17 protein-coding genes are annotated in these 20499 nt (G+C 71.1%); 8 read left to right on the top strand and 9 right to left on the bottom strand.

Going from position 1 to position 20499, the window contains the following annotated elements; all coding sequences use genetic code 11:
• Positions 1 to 182 precede the first annotated feature (182 nt).
• The 3 genes from FJY74_06425 to FJY74_06415 are packed head-to-tail and all read left to right on the top strand — an operon-like array spanning position 183 to position 7629.
• Complete coding sequence (locus FJY74_06425; protein ID MBM3307942.1) at positions 183 to 1616, top strand: hypothetical protein; 1434 nt, start codon at positions 183 to 185, stop codon at positions 1614 to 1616.
• 47 nt (positions 1617 to 1663) lie between these two features.
• Positions 1664 to 6691 carry a carboxypeptidase regulatory-like domain-containing protein gene (locus FJY74_06420; protein ID MBM3307941.1) on the top strand — a complete coding sequence of 1676 codons (5028 nt, stop codon included), beginning with the start codon at positions 1664 to 1666 and terminating at the stop codon, positions 6689 to 6691.
• A complete protein-coding gene (locus tag FJY74_06415) occupies positions 6664 to 7629 on the top strand; it encodes a hypothetical protein (GenBank protein MBM3307940.1) in 966 nt (321 codons plus the stop codon). Before FJY74_06420 ends, FJY74_06415 begins: the two co-directional genes overlap by 28 nt.
• A 50-nt stretch (positions 7630 to 7679) precedes the next feature.
• Here FJY74_06415 and FJY74_06410 read toward each other — a convergent pair whose 3' ends face one another.
• Positions 7680 to 8243, bottom strand: coding sequence for a helix-turn-helix transcriptional regulator (locus FJY74_06410; GenBank protein ID MBM3307939.1), 564 nt, complete (start codon positions 8241 to 8243; stop codon positions 7680 to 7682).
• Between the two features lie 285 nt (positions 8244 to 8528).
• On the opposite strand from FJY74_06410, the gene FJY74_06405 reads away from it, so the two are divergent.
• Entirely contained in the window at positions 8529 to 9026 is a 498-nt protein-coding gene (locus FJY74_06405) for a hypothetical protein (GenBank protein ID MBM3307938.1), read from the top strand.
• Between the two features lie 19 nt (positions 9027 to 9045).
• A complete protein-coding gene (locus FJY74_06400; protein MBM3307937.1) occupies positions 9046 to 9642 on the top strand; it encodes a hypothetical protein in 597 nt (198 codons plus the stop codon).
• A 242-nt stretch (positions 9643 to 9884) separates the two neighbouring features.
• On the opposite strand, the gene FJY74_06395 is transcribed toward FJY74_06400, so the two are convergent.
• From FJY74_06395 to FJY74_06385, 3 genes are all read right to left on the bottom strand, one after another.
• Positions 9885 to 10484 (bottom strand): hypothetical protein, encoded by a 600-nt coding sequence (locus tag FJY74_06395; protein MBM3307936.1) that lies wholly within the window; start codon positions 10482 to 10484, stop codon positions 9885 to 9887.
• A gap of 62 nt (positions 10485 to 10546) precedes the next feature.
• Positions 10547 to 12004 (bottom strand): transglutaminase domain-containing protein, encoded by a 1458-nt coding sequence (locus FJY74_06390; GenBank protein MBM3307935.1) that lies wholly within the window; start codon positions 12002 to 12004, stop codon positions 10547 to 10549.
• A 44-nt stretch (positions 12005 to 12048) separates the two neighbouring features.
• Positions 12049 to 12366 carry a hypothetical protein gene (locus FJY74_06385; GenBank protein ID MBM3307934.1) on the bottom strand — a complete coding sequence of 106 codons (318 nt, stop codon included), beginning with the start codon at positions 12364 to 12366 and terminating at the stop codon, positions 12049 to 12051.
• Positions 12367 to 12564: 198 nt separating this feature from the next.
• On the opposite strand from FJY74_06385, the gene FJY74_06380 reads away from it, so the two are divergent.
• A complete protein-coding gene (locus FJY74_06380) occupies positions 12565 to 13227 on the top strand; it encodes a sigma-70 family RNA polymerase sigma factor (GenBank protein ID MBM3307933.1) in 663 nt (220 codons plus the stop codon).
• 59 nt (positions 13228 to 13286) lie between these two features.
• Here the strand turns inward: FJY74_06380 and FJY74_06375 are convergent, their stop codons facing one another.
• Genes FJY74_06375 through FJY74_06365 form a run of 3 tightly spaced genes read right to left on the bottom strand, consistent with a single transcriptional unit; the run spans position 13287 to position 16340 of the window.
• Positions 13287 to 14189, bottom strand: a complete 903-nt coding sequence (locus FJY74_06375; protein ID MBM3307932.1) for a hypothetical protein — start codon at positions 14187 to 14189, stop codon at positions 13287 to 13289.
• Entirely contained in the window at positions 14155 to 15168 is a 1014-nt protein-coding gene (locus tag FJY74_06370; GenBank protein ID MBM3307931.1) for a tyrosine-protein kinase family protein, read from the bottom strand. The genes FJY74_06375 and FJY74_06370 overlap by 35 nt, the downstream gene beginning before the upstream one ends.
• Positions 15169 to 15218: 50 nt before the next feature.
• The gene (locus tag FJY74_06365; GenBank protein ID MBM3307930.1) at positions 15219 to 16340 is read right to left on the bottom strand and encodes an AAA family ATPase; all 1122 of its coding nucleotides are present in this window, start codon (positions 16338 to 16340) and stop codon (positions 15219 to 15221) included.
• 283 nt (positions 16341 to 16623) lie between these two features.
• On the opposite strand from FJY74_06365, the gene FJY74_06360 reads away from it, so the two are divergent.
• Positions 16624 to 17538: a hypothetical protein gene (locus tag FJY74_06360; protein MBM3307929.1), complete on the top strand. Its 915-nt coding sequence runs from the start codon at positions 16624 to 16626 to the stop codon at positions 17536 to 17538.
• Positions 17539 to 17558: 20 nt separating this feature from the next.
• On the top strand, positions 17559 to 18191 hold the full coding sequence (locus FJY74_06355) for a hypothetical protein (GenBank protein ID MBM3307928.1): 633 nt from the start codon (positions 17559 to 17561) through the stop codon (positions 18189 to 18191).
• An 88-nt stretch (positions 18192 to 18279) separates the two neighbouring features.
• Here FJY74_06355 and FJY74_06350 read toward each other — a convergent pair whose 3' ends face one another.
• Both FJY74_06350 and FJY74_06345 read right to left on the bottom strand, forming a co-directional pair.
• Positions 18280 to 19629 carry a TldD/PmbA family protein gene (locus FJY74_06350; protein MBM3307927.1) on the bottom strand — a complete coding sequence of 450 codons (1350 nt, stop codon included), beginning with the start codon at positions 19627 to 19629 and terminating at the stop codon, positions 18280 to 18282.
• On the bottom strand, positions 19629 to 20499 hold an 871-nt coding region (locus tag FJY74_06345), incomplete at its 5' end, for a TldD/PmbA family protein (GenBank protein MBM3307926.1). The genes FJY74_06345 and FJY74_06350, both read right to left, overlap by 1 nt.

Genomic DNA, 20499 nt, shown 5'->3' with positions numbered 1-20499 from the left:
CGCCAAGGGCGTGGACTCTAGCAATCGCTCTCGCCCTGTGTCAACCAGGCCAGCTTCCAAACTCGATGACACACATTGTGGCATGAGTCATGCATGGCCATTGACCGCGCGGGAACCTGCCGGAGATCGACGGGGGACGCCATCCGGTAATCGGCGGGCAGGGAAGACCTTAGGACGGAACGATGCGACCAGTGCGAACTCGCTTCATGCTTGCGGCGCTCGCGGGAGCGCTTCTCCTGCTCTGTTGCAGTCCGGCACCGGCGCAGGCCGGGTCGTCGGCGCTGCGCAGTCTGCGGGGCGGCACGCTCGCCTGCCGGACGGAACTCTCGCTCGGCTTCCTGTACGGCGCCGGCTCCCGCCCGGGCGCGCTCGGCGCGGCCGTGGCGACCCTCCGGAGCGGACCGACCTCGGCGACGTCGAACCCGGCGGGCCTCGCCTTCCTCGAGTCCAACGCCCTGGTCATTGACGCTGTCCCCGGCCTCGGCGTGCCGCTGGCCGAGTTCCTCGATGCCGAGGGGCGCGCGGCGACCGCGATCGACGACGCGATCTCCGATGTCGCGGCGGACGACATCGCCCTGGCCTACCCGTCGCTCGACGTGTGGGCGGGCCAGCAGGGCGGCGTGCTCTCCGGACTCGCCGCGGTGCGGATCGGGCGCGTCGCGGCCGCGGCGGCCTTCGAGGAACCGCTCGCGTTGGACCTGAGCTTCGTCGACACCGGGATCGAGGCCTTCGCCGAAGCCGTGAAGTCCGAGGGGAGCGGCGACGTGGACATCATCGCGCGCTGCTTCCTGGACGCGGCCGGGCGCATCTCGGCTTCGATCAGCCGGACGACGCTCGCGACCGCCGCGGAGGTCGCACCCACGATCGGCGTCGGCGTCTCGGTCAGCCACTACCGGGCCGAGGCCAGCCTCGCCGGGACCGTGCGGGGCGACGGCATCGTGGACTACGGCGGCCAGGAGTACGCGTTCAACGACCCGAGCGACCCGTGGCACAACGAGCTGGGCGCTGACGCCAGAGGCGCGTTCTCGGGAAGCGGCATCGGCTGGACGGCCGGCGCGTCGTGGCGCCCGTCCGGATGGCTCGCGCTCGATGCTGTCTGCTGCAGTGCTCCGGAGCTTCGGCTCTCGGGAAGCCTCACGGTCGTCGAGAACATGATCCCCGCGGTGTCGGGCGACGGCGTCGACGTCGAGATGATCGCCGCGTCCCAGCCGACCTTCACGGAAGAGACGACGACCGTGCACGACGGCCCGCTCGGGCTCACGCTTCCATCGTACGCCGGAGCCGCGCTGACGACGCGGCTGGGGCCGGTGCTCGCGACGGTCGAGTACCGGGCGTACACGTCGGGACTCGCCTACTCCCACGAGGGGCGCTCCGAGGGCATCGACCTGCGTGACGGCGTCGGCCTCGGGCTGGATGTCGGGGGACTCTGGGCCGGAGGAGGCGTCGTGCGCGGCGAGCTGCGCTCGAGCGATGGCGGACAGGAGACCGACGACATCGCCATACCGTTCGTGAACGTCGGCTTCGGCGTCAGGCTCGGGCAGAACATCAACCTCGACACGCTGATCCTCGCGGTGCCGGTACAGGTTCTGCGGCTCTCGCTCGCCTACGAGTTCTGAGAGCGCGCCCGGCGCGGTGAGCCGTCGCCGGACCTGAAGGAAACGCCGTGCGACAGAGAACGATCATCACGCGAAGGGGACCGGCGCGGGCCGCCGCGGGCGTCGCGGCCGCCGTGGCCCTGGCGTGCGCGTGGGTCCCGGCGTGGGCCTCGGGCATCACGGTCACCGCCTACCCGCCCCCGCTCGTGCCGCTCGACGGCGAGGTGACCGTCGCGTGGGCTGAGCCGGTCGACGCGCGCCTTCACTTCGGTCGCGTGCCGGGCGTCTACACGGACGCGACGAGCGCGCACGGCGTCGGCTCCCTCTCGTTCACGCCGTCATCCGAAGGCATGACGACGGGACTTCACTACTGCGTCCTCCGCGCGGTGGGCGGGCCGGAGAGCTCGGGCGAGTTCGGCTTCGCCGTCGAGTCGGCGACGCTTCCGGTCCCGACGCGACCGCCGAACGGGAGCGTCGTCCACGAGACGACGACGGTGCTCTCGTGGGACCCCGTGGAGGGCGTCCCGTACTACCACGTCGCGGTCTCGGACAGCGACATCGAGATCGTCGTCGAGGACGGCCAGACCAAGCTCCGGGGCGCGAACATCGTCTGGCAGGCCATCACGAGCGCGAGGTCGATCCAGTACGGGGCCGTGGATCCCTCGGGGCACTTCGTGAACTCCAACGGGCAGAGCCCGCCGCTCATGAGAGGCTTCAACTACCGCTGGCTGGTCCTGAACAACTACGGCAATCACCCGTTGCTCACGTCGCTCGTGGGGGCGGGCCTTGCGGGCTTCACGGTGGACGTCGTGCCGGGCGTCACCGCGCCCGCGCTCCTGGCCCCGGCCGACTCGCTGAGCATCGTGGACGACGCGGTCGAGTTCGCCTGGGAGCCCGTCGCGGGAGCCGTCGGGTACCACCTCTACATCTATCAGCGCCGGGCGTGGGGCGGCGGCGAGGCGAGCTACCCGGTGTGGAACGGACCGGCGAGCGTGCCCGGAGCGGTGGTCCACGCCGGGAGCTTCCTCTCCACGGGCGAGTACTCGTGGCGCGTCGTGGCTCTCGACCAGAACGGACGCGGAGCCGCGTCCGAGCTCAGGCGGTTCGCGTACTCGACGGAAACCGGCGCGGCCGCGATCTCGACCGTGGCGGCGGACGGTCGGCCGGTGGCGCAGGCGCTCGTGGAGATCAGCCACGCCGAGGGCGGCCTTCTCGTGCTGCCCACGGTGACCGACGCATCGGGCCACGCGTTCAAGCTCCTCGCCCCGAGCGCGTACGCCTTCCACGCGACGAAGCCGGGCTTCCGCGACACCACGCTGTACGCCCAGGTCGCGGTGAACGAGACCGTGCACGTGCCGATCGTCATGAGGCGGCCGTCTGCAAGACTCCGGGGCACGGTGCTCGACAGCCTCGGACAGCCGGTGTTCGACGCGACCGTCGTCTCGGCGGGGAACGGTTCCAGCGTCGAGACCGCGACGGACGGCGGCGGCCACTTCGCCGTGCAGCTGGAGGCGGGGACCTGGGAAGTCCACGCCGAGAAGCAGGGCTACGCAAGCTCCGCTGCGCAGATCGTCACGCTTGAGGCCGGCGACTACACCGAGCTCGAAGGGCCCCTGGTCGTCGCGGGGACGCCCGGCTCGGTGACCGGCACCGTGGTCAACCCGTCGGGCACGCCGGTGGTCGGGGCGACGGTCTGGGCCGAGAACGGCGGGGTTCTCTGCCCCGCGACGACCGGCTCGGGCGGCAGGTTCACCCTCACGCTCGCGCCCGGGCAGTGGACGGTCTGGGCGGAGAGGACGGGCTTCCGGCCCAGCGCGCCGCGGACGGTCGTCGTGAATCCGGGCGCCGGCACGACCATCAACCCCGCCATCTGCCTCGTGCCGCTCGACTCCGCCATCATGGGGCGCGTCACCGACGGGCAGGTCGCCATCGCAGGAGCGAGGGTGACGGCGTCGCCGCTCTCCGGCAGCGTCGTCGAGACGACGACGAACGGCCAGGGCGAGTTCGTGCTGGTGCCGCCGCCCGGCAGGTACGCTCTGTCGGCGGCCGCGGCGGGCTACGCAAGCGGCGACCCATTCCACGCGAGCACGGAAGGCGGCGTGTTCTACACCGGGCTTGAGGTCCCCGTCCGGCCGCTCGAAAGCGCGGTCCACGGCACGGTGCTCAACGGGCAGTCTCCCGTCGCGGGCGCGCTCGTGAAGAGCGGCAGCACCGCGACCGTGACCGACGCGACGGGGGCCTTCTCGCTCCCGCTCCCGCGCGGGCTGCACGTGATCCAGGCGGGCAAGCCCGGGCACTTCCCCACGGACGCGGTCACGCTGACCACCCGCGCCGGCCAGACGCTGCACGGTCTCGAGCTGCCGCTCGCGCCCGGGGCAAGCCGCGTGAGCGGCCGCGTGACGAGCCAGGGAAGCCCCGTGGCGTGGGCGCGCGTCCGCGCGTCGTCGGAGCACGGGCCGACGGACGCGATCGCGACGGCCGACGGAATGTACGAGATCTTCGTGGAAGCCGGCGAGTGGACGCTCGTTGCGGACGCGACGGGATTCGAGCCGTCCGCGCCGGCGACGGTTCTGGTTGCGCCGGCCCAGAGCGCGACAGGGATCGACCTTGCGCTCGGGGACGCGTGGCCGACGGTCAGCGGGACGGTGCGCGACGCTCAGGGAGTCGTCGTGGCCGCGTCGATCGCGATCAGCGCGGAGAACGGCGCGGTGCCGCTGCGGACCTCGTCGAGTTCGGACGGCAGCTTCTCCGTGCGCGTCCGCCCGGGGCGGGCGCACGCGCTGGAGGTCTCCGCGCCTCTCCACGGCAGCAGGAGCATTCCCGTTCCGCCGCTCCAGCCGGGAGGCGCGTACGGCGTCGACGCCGTCCTCCCCCGCTGGACGGGGTCCGTCCGAGGGAGAGCGCTGGACGACGCGGGACACGGCATCGCCGGCGCGCGTGTGGTCGCCGCGTGGGCGGACAGCTCGTCGACCCGCACGGCCCGTGACGGCCGGTTCGTCCTGTGGCTCGACGACGGCCTGTACGACGTCCGCGTCGAAAGCCCGGGCCGCCGGTCGGCCTTCGCGCACGGCGTGGAGGTCGTCAGCGGCATCGCCACGGAGCTGAACCCGGTGCTGCACGACGAGTTCGCCGAGGTCGAGGGCACGGTGTCCGACGCGTTCTCGGGAGCTCCCCTGCACGGCGTCCTCGTGACGACGACGTCGGGCGAGGGAGCGTCCGCCGTGTCGGACGGGGCCGGCCGCTACAGGATGGAGCGCGTTGCGCCAGGCGAGACGGAGATCCGCTTCTCCAAGCCCGGTTGCAGACCGCGCGTCGAGCCGGTCGTGGTCGTGCCCGAGACCTCGCTCGGGCTCGACGTCGAGCTGCTGGTGCTGGCGGGTTCCATCGCGGGCCGCGTGCACGACGGCGAGCAGGGCATCGCCGGCGCGTCGGTGCGGGCGAAGCTGAACGGGAGCACCGCCGCCGCCGCCGTGACCGACGAGGAGGGGCTGTACCTGCTCGGCGGGCTCGACGAGGACGAGCGGTACTCCGTCCACGCGTCGAAGGACGGGCACTGCGCGGGCTCGGACAATCCGCTCACCGAGACCCAGCCCGGCACGCTCGACGCGGACTTCGTGATGCTGCCGGCGGACGCGACGATCTCCGGGCGCGTGCTGGACGGAACGACCATGGAGCCGCTCCCGCTGGCGAGCGCCGAGGCGTCCGACGGGTTGGGCCACTTCGGGGCCGCGATCTCCGACGGTGAGGGGCGCTTCACGATCGCAGGGCTCGCGTCGGCCGCGCCGTACACCGTGTCGGCGCGGCACTTCGGCTACGTCACGGCGGCCGCGTCCGGCGTCGCGCCGAACACGCAGGACCTCGAGATCCTCCTCCCGAGGAACTACGCGCGAATCTCGGGGTCCGTCGTCGTTTCGGGCCCGGACGTGGACCCGGGCGCCGTCCGCGTGGTCGCCACGAGCACGTCCTTCGCGGGCGTGAGCAGGCAGGCCGTCCCCGACGGCCTCGGCTCGTACGAGATCGACGAGATCCGTCCAGGGCCGTACGTCATCTCGGTCTCGGCGCCGGGATGCGTCGTGACGCCGGCGCAGGCGCCCGTGGAGCTCGGTGAGGGCGCCGAGCTCACGAGCCTGGACTTCGTCGTGGAGCGCGTGGCCATCACGACCGTCGAGGTCGGAGGGCCCGTCGCGGTGAAGGCGGGAAGCGTCGTCGTGTTCGCCGGCGACGCGCTGACGGAGGGCGGCCGGCTCGTCGAGGCCGACCTCGTGTGGTCGGTGTCGCCGGGCATCGCCGGGACGATCGAGAGCCCGGAGGGGCGATTCGTGTGCGCCCCGGACTACCTGGGTGAGATCACCGTGCGCGCGGCGGCGCCGCCTTCCGGAGCGATCGGCAGGTTCTCCGCCTCGGTGTACGTGGAGATCACGTCCGCGACGCAGGCGGTCTACCGCGACTCCACCGGCATGCTGCTCAGGGTCAGGGCGGGGGCCGTCGCGACGACGCGCTCTGTCTTCCTGGCTCACGAGTGGCTCCCCGACGCCAAGCGCTTCTGGCGCGACTTCGAGGTGGTCGGACCGGGCTACCGGCTCAAGCCCGACGGCCTTGCGTTCGCGGCGGGCCGCGAGCCCGAGCTCGTCCTGCCGTCCCAGGGGCGCGGGACAGGCATTGCGACCTGGGACAGGACGCTTCTGCAGTGGGTTGACCGCAGCGCCGCGGCGACCGCGGACGGACTTGAGACCCCCGTGGCGGCTCTCGGCGAGTACGCGGTCGTCGCGTCGTCCGGACCGCTGTCGGTGAGCGACGTCATGGCGGAGCCCGATCCGTTCTCTCCGGACAACGGACCGGTGACCATCTCCTACCGGCTCTCGAGCGACGAGGCGCGGATGCCGTTCGTCACGGTGACGCTCTACAACCTCGCGGGGCGCGCGGTGCGGAGACTCGTCGAGGCCGATGCTCAGGGCAAGGGAAGGCAGTCCGTGCAGTGGGACGGGCTCACCGACGGCGGCGAGGAGGCGCGGAACGGCCGGTACGTCGTGGAGGTCCGCGCGAAGGACGCGGGAGGGGAGGCGGCGGTATGCGCAACGCTCGTGCTCGTCAAGTGACGGCGCGCCGCGCCGCGTGCGCGCTGACCATCCTCGCGCTGGCCCAGTGGGCGGCGACCGCGCGGTGCGCCCCGCTGTCCGACATCCCCGGCGCGTTCGTAGACGTCGGCACGGGCGCCGGGGCCGTGGGCATGGCGGGAGCGGTCATCGCAGGCGGCGCGGGCGCGGACGCCGTCTTCTGGAACCCGGCGACCATCGGCTCCCGCACGCAGCGGCCTGAGTTCGCGGCGTCCTACTGCGACCACATGGGGCTCGTGCCGTACGCCGCGGTCTCGGCGTCCGTTCCCCTCTCACCCGCGCTCGCGGTCGGCGGAGGCGTCCTCTACTCGGGCGACGACGCGCTCTCCGAGATGACGGTCGTCGCGGGCGTCGGGCGCGCGGTCGGCGCGCCGCCGTGGTGCGGCACGCGGCCGGCGCGCGTCGGCGCGGCGCTCAAGGGCCGCAGGGCGTCGTACGGGAACAACGCAAGCGTGGAGGGCCAGGTGACCGGGGACGCGCTGGGCGGCGGTGTCGATCTCGGGGCGCTGGTGCCGGTCACGCCCGAGCTCACGCTCGGCGTCGTGTGCCGCGACCTCGCCAACACGCTGCGGTGGAACAGCTCCGCGCGCGGCTCCTACAGCGAGGGGGTTCCGCCCGCGCTCCTCATCGGCCTCGCGGCCGAGCCGCGCTCCGGGTTCAGCATCGAAGTGGATCTCGACAAGGCGCTTCGAGCGGACACTGCGGACGTGGTATCGGCGGGGGCGGCGTTGTGGCTCGGGAACGTCGCGGTGCTCAGGTGCGGGTACAGGCGCTCGCTGCCGCCCGACCGCTTCGACGAGTACGCCGTCGGATGCGGCGCGGCCGTGCCCGCCGGACACGGCCGCATCTCGATGGATGTCGCCTACCTGTTCGGTCGTCTCGAGGACACGCTCCGTCTCACGCTGGGGTTCAGCCCGTAGGGGCTTCCCGCGCCGGCGGCGGAAGCCTCCACTGCCAGCGGATCACGCCCCTACCAGCGGATCACCCCCGGCATCACCTTGATCCAGAGCGCCTTCGCTCTGCCGCCGACGGCCCCCGCGCTGTGCGGGACGCGGCCGGAGTAGTGCAGGCAGTCGCCCGCGCCGAGGATGTACTCGGTGTCGGAAACCACGGCCTTCATCTGGCCCGACAGAACAACGATGGCCTCCTCACCCTCGTGCGGCTCGCTTGCGATGGACTTGCCGTCCGTGTCGTCCACCAGGAGCACGCTGATCCGCCCCGCCGGGATGCCCTTCGTCAGACGCTTGGCGGTCACGAAGCCGTCGCCCTGGCCGAGGATGAGGCTGTCGCGGTCCTCCTTCTTCACGACGGACACCTTGGGCAGTGGTATCTCTTCCACGAAGTACGCCGTGTCCTTCTGAAGCGCCGCCGCGATCCTGCGGAGCGCGCCCACGGTCGGCGACGTCTTGCCGCGCTCGATCTCGGAGATGTGCGTCGGCGACATGCCGGACAGCGAGGCGACGTCCTTGAGCGTCATGCCGAGCTCCGTGCGAGCGTCCTTGACGCGCTTCCCGACTTCCTGTGTTGTCGGCATTCGAACCTCCCGATTCGGTCTCGCCGTCGCCGTCGTCCCCCCCGTCGGACGGCGCCGTGCAGATTGTGCAAGAAATCGTAACCGCATCACCCGGTCCGGTCAAGGGCGATGGCGGAGAGCCGCCCGAGTCGCGGCGCGCGGAGCCGACAGGCGCGGGGCTGCGTCTCGTTGACGGGTCGGGGACCGCGTGCTAGCATCCGCGCGCCTTCCCCGCAAGGCGCAGGCGCCCGGCCTCAGGGGCTCGGGTGAGTGAACGCTCACCACCATCAGGACAAGGAGACGATGATGCGCTCACGCGTTGTGCTCCTGTGGACCGCCGCTCTGCTCGCCGCCGCGCCGGCGGCCGCACCGGCCCAGAACTACGGAGACGGGCTGGCGATCGGTGGCGTCCTCCTGCCGAGCGGCTCCACGCAGCTGCTCGGGAAGACGAGGTTCGGAGAGGAAATCGGTCTTGAGGTGGAGCTGGCGTTCTCGAGTTCGTCGGACGACCGCGTGTCGTCCACGAGCCTCGGCCTGGGAGTCGGGGTCCTCAGCCACTGGAACCTCGGCAACCAGGTCCAGCCGTTCGTCTGCGGCAGAGCGGGCATCGCCCACTCCTCGAGCGACACGGGCGAGCCCGGCGGCGACAGGGACCACACGAGCGTCTACATCGGAGCGGGGCTCGGAGCCGAGTACTTCGTGAACAGGAGGCTGAGCATCGAGGGCGAGGCCTCGCTGCGCATTCTCTTCGGGTCGCTCGGCATCGAGACCGGGACGAGGCTGGCGGCGCTCCTGTACCTGTGAGCGGAGGCTGCGGAAGAAGGTGACCACGAGGCGCGCAGCGTGCGCGGCCGTGCTCCTGCTGGTGTGCGCCGCGTCGTGCAGGCGCGAGACGGCGGCGCCCTCGCGCGGCCTGCGGTTCGCCAGGGAACGGGTCGTCGTCGAGGTGTCGCCCGGGCGGACGCGCGTCGCGGGCTGGTACTGGTTCTCGAACGACTCCGACGCCCCGCTGGAGCTCTCCCTCTTCTACCCCTTCCCTGTCGACAGCGTCCATCTCTATCCGTCGGAGATCCTCGTGGAACGGGAGCGCGGAAGCGGCCGCGAGCCTCTCGGCTTCGCGCGGCAGGAGACCGGCGTCGTCTGGCGGATGGCGTTCGGCCCCAGGGAAGAGACGGCGGTCCGCGTCGAGTACGTTCAGGAGATCCTCGACAGGCACGCGGTGTACATCGTCACGACCACGCGGCACTGGGCGCGGCCGATCGACGTGGCCGAGTTCGAGTTCCGCGTGCCCGCGGACATCGGGAACGTGAACCTCTCGTTCGTGCCCGACACGAAGGAGGCCGCGGGCGATACTGCCGTCTACCGTCTGAAGCGCACGCGGTTCATGCCGACGGGCGACCTTGTCGTGACGTGGGATTGAGCGGACGCGGCGCGGGGCGGACGGGCCGCCGACAACGCGCGAGGCCCGCGGGTCGCCCCGCGGGCCTCGGTGTTCTCGCGAGGGCCGCCACTCGGTTCAGAGAACCTCGGCCTTCTTCTGCATCTTCTTCTCGCGCTTCTTCTGCCGCTTCTCCTTCTTGGAAAGAAGGGGCTTCTTCTTCACCTCGTGGCCGACCTTCTCGCGCCTGCCAGCCATGCTCTCACCTCCCTTGCGTCCCTCTGCTAGAGGATGAGCGTCTGCTCGATCCTCTTCCTGCCGGTCGGTTCTCCGGTGATCGGAAGCTCGTGCGTCTCGTCGTGGACGATCCGGCCGTCATCGTCGTACACGAGAACGCGGATCGTGTTGTAGCACCCCGCGCGCTCCTTGTACGGCAGGAACGCGCTCAGCGTGCTCTTCTCCCAGAACAGCAGTCGCCCGCCGACGGTGTGGTCGGAGGGCATTCCGTTCTCGACCTTCGCGTTCCAGGGGTAGATGCCGGCGACCGCGGCGTCGGACGAGGAACCTGCCATCACGAACGCGTAGCCCTTGGCCCGCCCCACATCGCTTGCCGGATTCGTGAACTCGAGCGTGACCGTGAGGCCGCGGTCGGGCGAGACGGTCCACTCGTATGCGATCCCGCTGAGCACCGCTCGCGGCCCGCCAGGCTCTGCCTCCTCGGGCTCGCCCGTGGCGACGCCCCGTGAGGCGGCCGCATCGGAGACGGAGGCGCCTCCCGAACGGGCGCCCTCCTGACGCGCGGGCTTCTCTCCCGACCTGCCGCAGCCCGCAAGCGCGGCCGCGACGGCGAGCGCCATGGCGAACACGAGCACTGCCTTCATCATGCTGTCCCTCCACGAACGCGCGCAGCCCGACGCCCGGAACGCGCCCGAGCCCGGGGCGCTGCCTAGCCTCCCGTCCCCCAGTCCACAACGCGGAGCCTCAGCCGGCTGAGGGCGCGCAGAATGCCCACCGAGATGTCCGCCGTCACGCCGCCTTCGGCCGCCGACTCTGCCAGCTTGATGTGGGTCGCGTCAACGTTCCCGGCCGCGAGGGTCGGGTCGAGCGCATACCACCCGCCGCCCGCCCACACCTCGACCCACATGTGGTAGGCGAACACGCCGTCGGCATACGCGAGCCCGGCCACGAGCTTCGACGGGACCCCCACGGCACGCGTCATCGCCGCCATCAGCACCGCATGCTCGCTGCAGTCGCCCGAGCGGTTGCTGAGCACCTCCGCGGCGGAGCCGAACGCCGTCCCGAACCCCTTGTTCTCGATGTGCTCGTGCACGAACGCCTCGATCGCCGTGGCCTTCCGCCAGGGATCGTCCCCCGCGGCCTGCGCCGCCCTGGCGGCGGCGGCCGCCAGGGGCGGATAGCCGGTCTGGAGGAGCGCGTTCGACTCGAGGTACGCCGCCGTTGCGCCCCCGCCCGTGTCGCGGCCGCCCGGCGCCGCGGCGTCCGGCGCGGCGCGAACGACCCTGAGAAGGACGCCTTGTTCCGTCACGCCCTCGAGCGTCTGGCGTCCGTCCTCGGGAACGAAGAGCGCCCCCTCGCCGTCCTCCGTCCAGAGCTCGTAGACGGCCCAGTCGACGGCCCACGGCGCGTCCAGCCGGACGTTCGAGGGAACGGCGAGCCTGGCCGCGAGGTCCCCCGGAGCGCCGCCCACGACGGCCTGTTCCGGGTCCGCCCGCTCCTGCGTGAGCCCCGCGGCGGGCACCTCGCTCCGCCAGAGCCGCCCCCTCCGGTCTCTCCACTCGATCGTCTCGATGCCCGCGAGGAGGTCCGAGCGCACGACGAGCTTCACCAGCCCGCGCTCCTCGCCCATCACGGCCACTGCGTCCTCGCCGACGACAAGGACCTCCGCCCGGCCGACGCGCTCGAAGTCCGTGTCGAAGTACGAGAACGCGTATGCGTCGCCGGCCACGAGCCCTCTGGCCGCGTGAAGGGCGTCGACCGCGCGCGGGAACAGCAACTGCCCGTCCACGGGGACCGCCCTCTCTGCCGCCTCGCCGCCCGCATCGGTCGCGACGAGGAGCGTGTCGCCGTCGATCGTCACCCGCAGCTCGCGCGACTCGCCGGAGAGGACCCGACTCGCGTGGTACGCAACGGGCGCCCCGTCCGCGGTCTCGATCCACTCCTCGGAGACGCTCATCGCTGCGAGGTCGTCTCCCCGCCTGATCAGGAACTCCGTATGCGCCGTCGTGGCGATGGCCCCGTCGGGCCGGACGCTCACGGTCTCGCGCGCATGGCCGACGTGGATGCCCCCCAGCCGGTAGGCGAACCACGCCTCGCCCCCTTGCGCGAGCGATCCTGCAGGGAGGAGGAGCGTGGCCGCCGCCACCAGCGCGAGCCGCAGTCTCACTTGGGTCCCCTTCTTCATCGGGCGCGCCCGGAAGCGCCTTGCGCCTAGGGCTTCGCCGCCTCAAGCTCCCTCAGCCGCTGCTGAAGGGCCGCCTTCCGAGACTTGAGCTTCGCGATGTTGGCCTCGTAGACCCTGATCTCGTTCCTGAGGTCCTGGCTGTCGTCGACCTGCAGCTGCGCCCGGCTTCCCTTGAGCATCTCCTCGGAGTTGGCGATGTCGTTGTCGATCCTCGCCAGTTCGTCCCGAATGAGCTTCGGGTCGCCAGGCACGTCCTCGGGCTTCGTGGCCGCGCAGCCAAGCTGAAGCGATAGGACCGCAATCGCAAGCAGGAGCCCGCACAAGGAACGCGTTCGCCTCGTCATGACACCTCCCCCCGGGAAGCCCGCCCGGCCCGCGCCGAGGCGTCCTCAGGACGTTCCCTCTGCGGCCGGGCATGGAACTTGTAAGCGCATTCTAGGAGGTCGCGGGAGCGTGTGTCAACACCCGGTGCCCCGCGGCATGGCTCGACGGCCGGGCAGCGCGCGCCCCCAGCTTGACAGATGGCGCGAGTCCGTGAGAAAATGAGATCAAGAGGAAGCCGGGAGAAGGAACTCCGGACGTCACAGACGGGCGAGCGAGGCCTTGAGGCCCGCTCCGGGACGGCGATGCAGAACTGGCAGGAACTGGACACCGACATCGTGCGCATCGCGGCGCGGCTGACGCCGGACGAGATGCTCCGCGACGACCTCGCCCAGGAGATGCGCCTCCACGTGTGGCTGGCCCCGGACGGGAAGACGAGGGGTTGGTACCTCGCCATGGCCCGCTGGCAGGCCGTCAAGTTCCTCACCAGGACCGCCGTGGATTGCCCCGACGGCGACCTGGACCGGCAGATGGTGCTCTACGGCGTGCTTGGCGACGTCGACCCGGACGTCCTGAGGTTCATTCCGACCGACTGGCAGGAGACGCTCCTGAGGTCCCCGATGCTCGTCAGCCCCGAGTCGCTTGGGTTGTCGATGGAGATCGCGGAGACCCTGAGCCTCCTGAGCTCGAGGCAGCAGCAGATCGTGTCCGCTTTGGTGCAGGGATTCACACAAACCGAGGTAGCCGCCGCGCTGAGCCTCTCGCTGAGGACTGTCGCCTCGGAAGTGGCCAGAATACGGGCCGTCTTCAGGAGGGAACACGGCCGCCCGGGGTCCGGCGGGATCGGTCAGGCAGGCCTGTCGAAGAAAGGGCTGCACACTTAGCGGGAGGTCCCGGCTTTAGAGTATTGAAGGGCCATGAGGCCCTTTTTTGTTGCCCGCAGCTACCCGCGCTCGCTCCGGCCGACGCCGCCGCCCCAGATCCTCGCAAGCTCGCTCGTCGTCTTCGCATCCAGGTCAGCCGCCCGGCCGTTCCCGTCGTCGCCGTCCCCTCGCCCCTCGCGCACGAACGAGGACACCACGGCATTGAGCGCCCTCTCCAGCGACACGCGGTCCGACACGACGATCGGGTTCGACATCGGCTCTCCGGCGGAGACGGTGAAGCTGCCGGGCGAGGCGGACACGTGCGCGAGCGCGTGACTCCCCAGCTCGAACACGAGGCCGCCGTTCGACTCCTTCGCGGCGATGCGGCCGTCAAGGCCGTCCACGCCGGACTTGAAGAGCGCGAAGAGCGCTCTGACGGTGTTCGACTCGATCCTGGCCCCGAAGCCCTGCTCTGTGCCCTGGGCGATCTCGGCCGTGCGCCTGACTGTCGCCTGCGCAAGGCGTCGGGCCTGCGGCGCGACGACCTCTTCACAGGAGACCTCGACGGCGCCGTCGATCAGGAACGTCTCGATCCTGATCAGCCTGACCTCGACCTCCTGACACGCGGACACCGCCCGCTGCACCGCAGAGGGGAACGAAGGCGCCACGAAGACCAGAACGGGCTCCTCCGCCTTCACCACCCCGTCCCTCGAGTAGGCCCGCAGGAAGAGCCTGCGCGTCTGCTCGAGCCAGTCCAGATGCTCGAAGATCCTCGACGGAATCGCAACGGGCGACTCCTCGAGGACGTCCACGAGGATCGGCCGCCCGGCCGCGTCAACGAGCACCATGTCCACGCCGGTCGGTCCCTGCGCGTCCGCGTCCACGGTCCTCGCGCCGTCCAGAACGCGGTCGGGCTGCTCGCTCAGGAGCCGCCGAAGCGCAGCCGGATCAGGCGGCGCCGATCTCTGGATTCTCGTCTTCACACGCACGCTCCATGCGGGCCCCGTGACGAGCGCCCGCGCACTCCGCCACCGGCTGTGATCCCGCGATGCTCGACGCCGCATTCCTCAACGCGAGGGCGGGCGCGACATCCGGGCGCGATCGCACAAGAGGACCCCGCTCGCGCTGCTCGCATCCGAGGCCCGTGTAGCGGCCCACGCCCGCGAGCAGACGCGCCTCCACCGAGAGGACATCCCTGGCGGCCATGCCGAACTTCCTGTGGTAGGCGGCCGCGTAGGTCTCGTCGGGCGCCCGGTTGACCACGAGGTCCACGGCCCGCGCCCCCAGGACCGTGGAGAGCCGGGACGCCGCCCCGCACGCTGCGGCGAAGCCGTCCCATCCCGGAGAGGCGACCACGACGAAGCGGCTGATCCGCCGAGCGCACCCGTGGAGCAACCGAAGCCTGCCCACCGGCACGTCGACGACGGCGTAGTCGAGGCGCCGCCGCGAGGCGCCGCCGATCTCGAGCTGCACGGAGCCGTCCGTGCGGGCGAGCTCCGACGCGTCCGTCGCGTCCGGCGTCCAGTCGACCACGACGAGGCCCGAGTCGAGCGCGGCGGCCGGCGAGGGCCGGCCGTCCCCCGTCAGGGGCGACAGGTACTGCCACGAGGGCAGCCCGAGGTAGAACCGCGCGTTCGGCAGCCGCGGGTCCGCGTCGAAGAGCCCGACGGAGCCCCAGCGAAGCAGCCCGTGCGCCAGGTTGACCGCCACCGTCGACTTGCCCGGGGCGTCGTCCCCGCCCGTGACGACGACGATGCGCGTTCGCTCGGCCGCGCGCGGGCGCGCCTCCTGGGCCGCGTGCTCCGCGGCGCGCGCGGGCGCGGCGGGGCGCTCCTCCCCGGTCGTTGTCGTGTTGCCGCCCCGGGATGCGGCCGGCGCGTCCTCCTCGACTCGCGTGGAGAAGAAGAGATGTGACACGTCGGCGAGCGTCTTCGGGATCCTGTTGCCAGCGCCTTCGCTCATTCCGCCCGATCCGAAGATCTCAACGAGAGAGGCTCGAGCCCTTGGGGACCCTAGTCCTTGCGATAGACCTCGACCACGCAGTCGTCGTTCGGCGCGGCCCGGCTCTCGTTGGCCGGGTCCGGTCGCCACACGCCGTCGATGATGAACTTGTACAGGTGCCGCCCGGGAGCGAGATCGAGCGTCGCGTGCCAGACTCCGTTCGCGTTCCTCGTGAGAGGAAACCCGTGCTCGCGGTCCCAGTCGTTGAAGGAGCCGACGAGCCTGACCTCGTTCGCCTCGGGAGCGACGAGCGAGAACAGCACGCCGCCCTCAACGAAGTGAGGCCCCGGCTGCGCGAGGATCCACTCGTCCATCCCGGGCTCGAGGCCCGTCTCGCGCATCTGCGGCATCTCGTCAGAACCGCCCGCGGCCGCGCGCTCCTCGCCGGCGATCACCTCCTCGGCGAGCGCGCGGTAGTCCCGCGCCCCGGTCGCGCTGCGCGAGAAGTGGCCGACGGGCATTCCCCAGTTCGAGGCTTCCTTGAACCTCACGCTCTGTCTGATGACCGTCTCGAACATCTCGCGGCCGAAGCGACCGCGCGCCTCCCTGACGAAGTCGTTCGCGAACCGCGTGCGCCCGTCGAACATCGTGAGGAGCACGCGCACCTGCTTCCTCATCCCGAGCTGGTCCCGGACCAGCTTGATCGTGTCGATGACCTTGAGCGCGCCGTGGAGCGAGAAGTACGAGGGCTCCATGATCACGAACGCCTCGTTGCAGGCCACGAGCGCGTTGAAGGTGAGAAGGCCGACGCTCGGCGGGCAGTCGACGATGCAGTAGTCGTAGTCGGCCGAGCACGCCTCGACCTTCCACCTGAGTCGGTTCTCGCGATCGGGGCGCCCGGACAGCTGCTGCTCGACGGCCGAGAGCACGACGCTGGAAGGTACGACGTCGAGACGCTCGGAGACGCGGTGGACGAGCGAAGTCACGTGGGAGTCGGGGTTCATGAGCAGGTCGTACATCGAGCGGTCAAGGCTCTCCGTGTCGATGCCGAGCCCGATGGAGGCGTGGGACTGGGGGTCGCCGTCGAGGAGAAGCACCCGCTTCCCGCTGTCGGCCAGACACGACGCGAGGTTGATCGCGGTGGTCGTCTTTCCGCACCCGCCCTTCTGGTTCACGACGGCGATCGAGCGCATGGCCCCTCCTCATCCCCTTGCCGCGGCACGCCCCTTCGCCCTCGCAGGGTCCGGCTCTGCGAGCCTTGGGGGGTCCGGCGGGGACCCTCGTCTCGGTCTGGCTTCTGGGGAATGGGCGACGGTGAGGGTAGCTCACGGACCGGCTCCTGTCAAGGCGCTTGTCGGCGCGCGGACGGCGTCCGGGGAGTCCCGGAGAATCCGCTTGACGGAACTCCGCTCGATGTGTTTGCGTCGCCGCAGGAACCGGGACCACGCCGTCCCGAGTGTCCGGAAGGAGGATACGATGAAGGGTCAGTGGCGCGTGATCGCAGCACTGGGGCTTGCGTCGCTGCTCGCGGCGGCCGGATCGCCCGCGGAGGCGCAGATCGAGGACCAGCTCTCGGCCTACACCGGCGTGAACGCGGAGGGCTACCTGCAGCCTCTCGTCGACGCCATCGGCACGGACCTCAACGGCGGGCTCTTCCACTCCGCCAGGGTCCCGGTGGACGGATTCCACCTGTCGCTGGAGATCCCTGTCGTCGCCGTGCTCTTCGCCGACGACGACGCGTTCTTCGAGGCGCAGACCGAGGACGGTTTCTCCCCCGAGACCGCGGCGGACGCCCCGACGATCGTCGGGCCGGGCGAGGCCGTCGTGGTCACGGGCGACCACGGCACGAGCTTCGCGTTCCCGGGCGGGTTCGACCTCAACTCGTTCGCCCTGGCCGTGCCGCAGCTCCGCATCGGCTCGATCAGAGGGACCGAGGCCCTGGTGCGGTACATCGCGATCAACACCGGCGACGTGGAGATCGGCAACGTCAGCCTCATCGGCTTCGGACTCAGGCACAACATCAACCAGTACTTCGGACCCGAGTTCCCGGTCGATGTCGCGGGCGGCTTCTTCTGGCAGAGCTTCACGATCGGAGAGGACCTCCTGAAGTCGAAGGCCACGTCGTTCGGCGTCCAGGCGAGCAGGCGCTTCGGCACCGTCGCCGCGGTCGAGCCGTACATGGGGTTGTCGCTGGACACGTTCGGCATGGACGTCGCCTACGAGAGCGAGGCGTCCGGAGAGCTTGAGGACATCAGCTTCTCCTTCGACACGAAGGCGTCGGCAAGGCTGACGCTCGGCGTGTCGCTGAGCCTCTCCATCCTGAACGCGAACGCGGAGTACACGATCGCCGGGCAGAACGGCTTCGCCTTCGGCGTCAGCTTCGGCATGTGACCAGCAAGGAGCGGGATACCATGAATGGAATGACGAAGCTCATGACCCTGTCCGCGCTGGCAGCGGTGGTCGTCATGGGAGCGGGCTGCATCCTGGAGGAGACGGACGTCGAACTCGTGGTCAAGGCCACGGAGTGCATGACGTTCGACGAGAACCACACATCGGAGACCTTCGTGACGCCGCGGACGCTCAACCTGGCCGACGAACTCGACGACGCCCTCGAGGACTTCGATGTCGAGCGGGAGGACCTGGTGCGGGGCGGCATGATCATGGCGACGTACGAGGTCACGGTGCCGCCGGTTCACGACTGGACGCTGACGGGGGGGATCACGGTCGAACGCGTGGACAAGGCCGCCGGCCCCGTGACGGTCGTGAACTACACCAGCCAGTCGCTCATGGACGCCTATGGAGAGCCGGTGTTCGCGGATCTCGTGCAGGCGGGCGTGGACCTCATCAATGACGCCATCGACGACTACATCGAGAACACGACGCACCCGAACCCCGTGCTGCTCTTCAAGGTGGTCAACGGCGACTGCGACCCGAACCCCTCGGTGGCGGACCCGCTGGTCTTCGAGTGGGACGCGTGCGTGCAATTCTACGTCGTGATCAGGAAGACGCTCGAAGTCCCGGACCCCTTCCCGGGATCCGACTAGCACTGCCGGCGCACGACGCCGGGTAGAAGCACGCGGCGCCCGGGACCGTCGAGGTCCCGGGCGCCTGCGCTTGAGGCCCGGGAGCCGCTCAGCCCGCGGAGACGACGACGTCCTCGACGAGAACGTGACCGAGCACGGCGCCGGGCATCCTCTCTCGCTCGCGGGAGACGGCGAGGATGCGGCCGAGAAGATCGAACGCGTTGCCGGCGATCATCGTGCCGCAGAGCGGTTCGGCCAGCTTCCCGCTCCGGATGAGGCGCCCGCCCTTCACGACGCCCGAGAAGTCGCCGCTCACCGGATCGACGTTCCCCGAGAACCTCGTGACGAGAACCCCACGGTCGACCCCCGCGATCATCTCCGCGACGGTCGCACGCCCCTCCCCCATGACCACGTTCGTGGGGGACACGTGGGGCACGTGGGCCGGGCCGCCGCCGGCTCGCCCGTTGCTCGCGCGCCCGTCCACGCGGGCCGCGTACGAATCGTAGAGCAGGTGCCTGAGCGCACCGCGCTCGACGATGGGGAGCGCCTCGGGAGGCACGCCCTCCCGGTCGAAGGAGATCGAGGCAAGGCCGCCCGGAAGCGCCGGGTCGTCCGCGAGCGTGAGCTCCTCGGAAGCGACCATCTGCCCGAGCCGCCCGCAGAACCTGCTCGTCCCCTTCTGCACCGAGCGCGCCGACGCCGCCGCCTCAATGGGATAGCAGACGACGTGCGCCGCCGCCTTCGGGGCGAGAAGGACGGGCCCGCTGAAGCTCTCCCCCTTGACAGCGCCGAGCGAGCCCACGACGTTCTCCGCGAACCGCAGCGCGACGGCCGCCGGGTCCACGCCGGCCCCGCCGCGCGCGCCGTCCGACTGGTAGTCGAACGACGAGACGACGTCGCCGTCGCGGGCCATCCCGAGGATCGCGCACTGGAACGCGCTCGCGGGCTCGTGAGCCCTCACGCCGCGCGAGTTCACGACGGCGCGCTCGCCCCAGCGCGCGGAGAACTCGCCCGCGTCGACCATGACGCGGGCATCGTATCCGCGCGCCGCGCGCAGCATGACGAGCGCGGACTCGACAGCCGCCTCGACGCCGAAGGCGCGCGCGGCCGCGTCGTAGAGCCCGTCCTGGTAGGAGACCGGCAGAGGCTCGGGCAGACCGTTGTGCGGGTCCGGCGGCGAGGCGGCCGCGATGCCGAGCGCGGCCCGGACCGACTCGGCGACGCTCGGGGCGTCGAGGCGGTTGGAGAAGGCGAAGCCCATCCGCCCGCTTCGGAAGACCCGGACGCCGACGGCGCCCGCCTCCGAGCTCTTCGCAAGGTGGACGTCGTTCTTCTGAAGCACGACGTCCACGGCGCCGCCGCGGGACGCGCAGGCCTCGGCCCCGTCCGCCCCGCTCCGCCGCGCGAGAGCCACCGCCGCGTCGCAGATCTCGATGAGGTCGCGCTCGTTCCCGGCCACTACCTTCCTCCGACCACGACGCGGCATCGCACGTGCGGGCCGCCGCCGTCCACCTTCGCTTCCTGCCCCTTCCCGCACGCGCCGCTTCCGATCCCCCACTCGAAGCCCGAGCTCACGATGTCGATGCCCGAGAGCACCTCGAACGCGTCGCCCGAGATGGTCGCGCCGCGAAGGAGCCGGCCGACCTTCCCGTCGCGGATCTCGTAGGCCTCCTGCACGCCGAACATGAACTCCGCGTTGGCGTCCGCCTGGCCGCTGCCGGCGCCGCGGAGCAGGAGCCCCTCGCGCACGCTCCCGATCACCTCGTCGAGCGGCGTCGCCCCCGGCTCGACGTACGTGTTCCGCATGCGGATGAGCGGCTCGTCGTCGTACTGCCACGCCCGAGCGTTGCCCGTCGGAGGCACGCCGAACACGGCGGCGGACTCGCGGTCGTGGAGGTACGACGCGAGGACCCCGCGGTCGATGATGACCGTGCGGCCCGTCAGCACGCCCTCGTCGTCCACGAGGAGCACGCCGCCCGCCGTCGGGGCGCCGATGACGGCCGGTCCGCTGTCCACGAGCGTCACGAGCTCGCTCGCCACCTTCTTCCCGAGCCTCCCGCTCGCCGCCGAGCCCGACTGCACGAAGTCCGCCTCGACGGTGTGGCCGATGGCCTCGTGCGCGAGAAGTCCGACCAGCTCTGGGTCCAGCACGACCGTCGCGGGCCCCCCGGGCGCGTACGGCGCCGAGAGAAGGTCCACGGCGATGCGCGCGACGTGGTCGGCCATCTCGTCGGCGGTCGCGGCGGCAAACAGGTCGCGCAGCCCGCCCGTCACGCCGACGCCCCGGAACGCCGTCGTCATCTCGTCGCCCTCGCCGGCGACGGCGCCC

This window comes from Candidatus Effluviviaceae Genus I sp., from assembly GCA_016867725.1.
GTDB lineage: Bacteria > Joyebacterota > Joyebacteria > Joyebacterales > Joyebacteraceae > VGIX01.
This window is presented reverse-complemented; position numbering and strand designations above follow the sequence as displayed.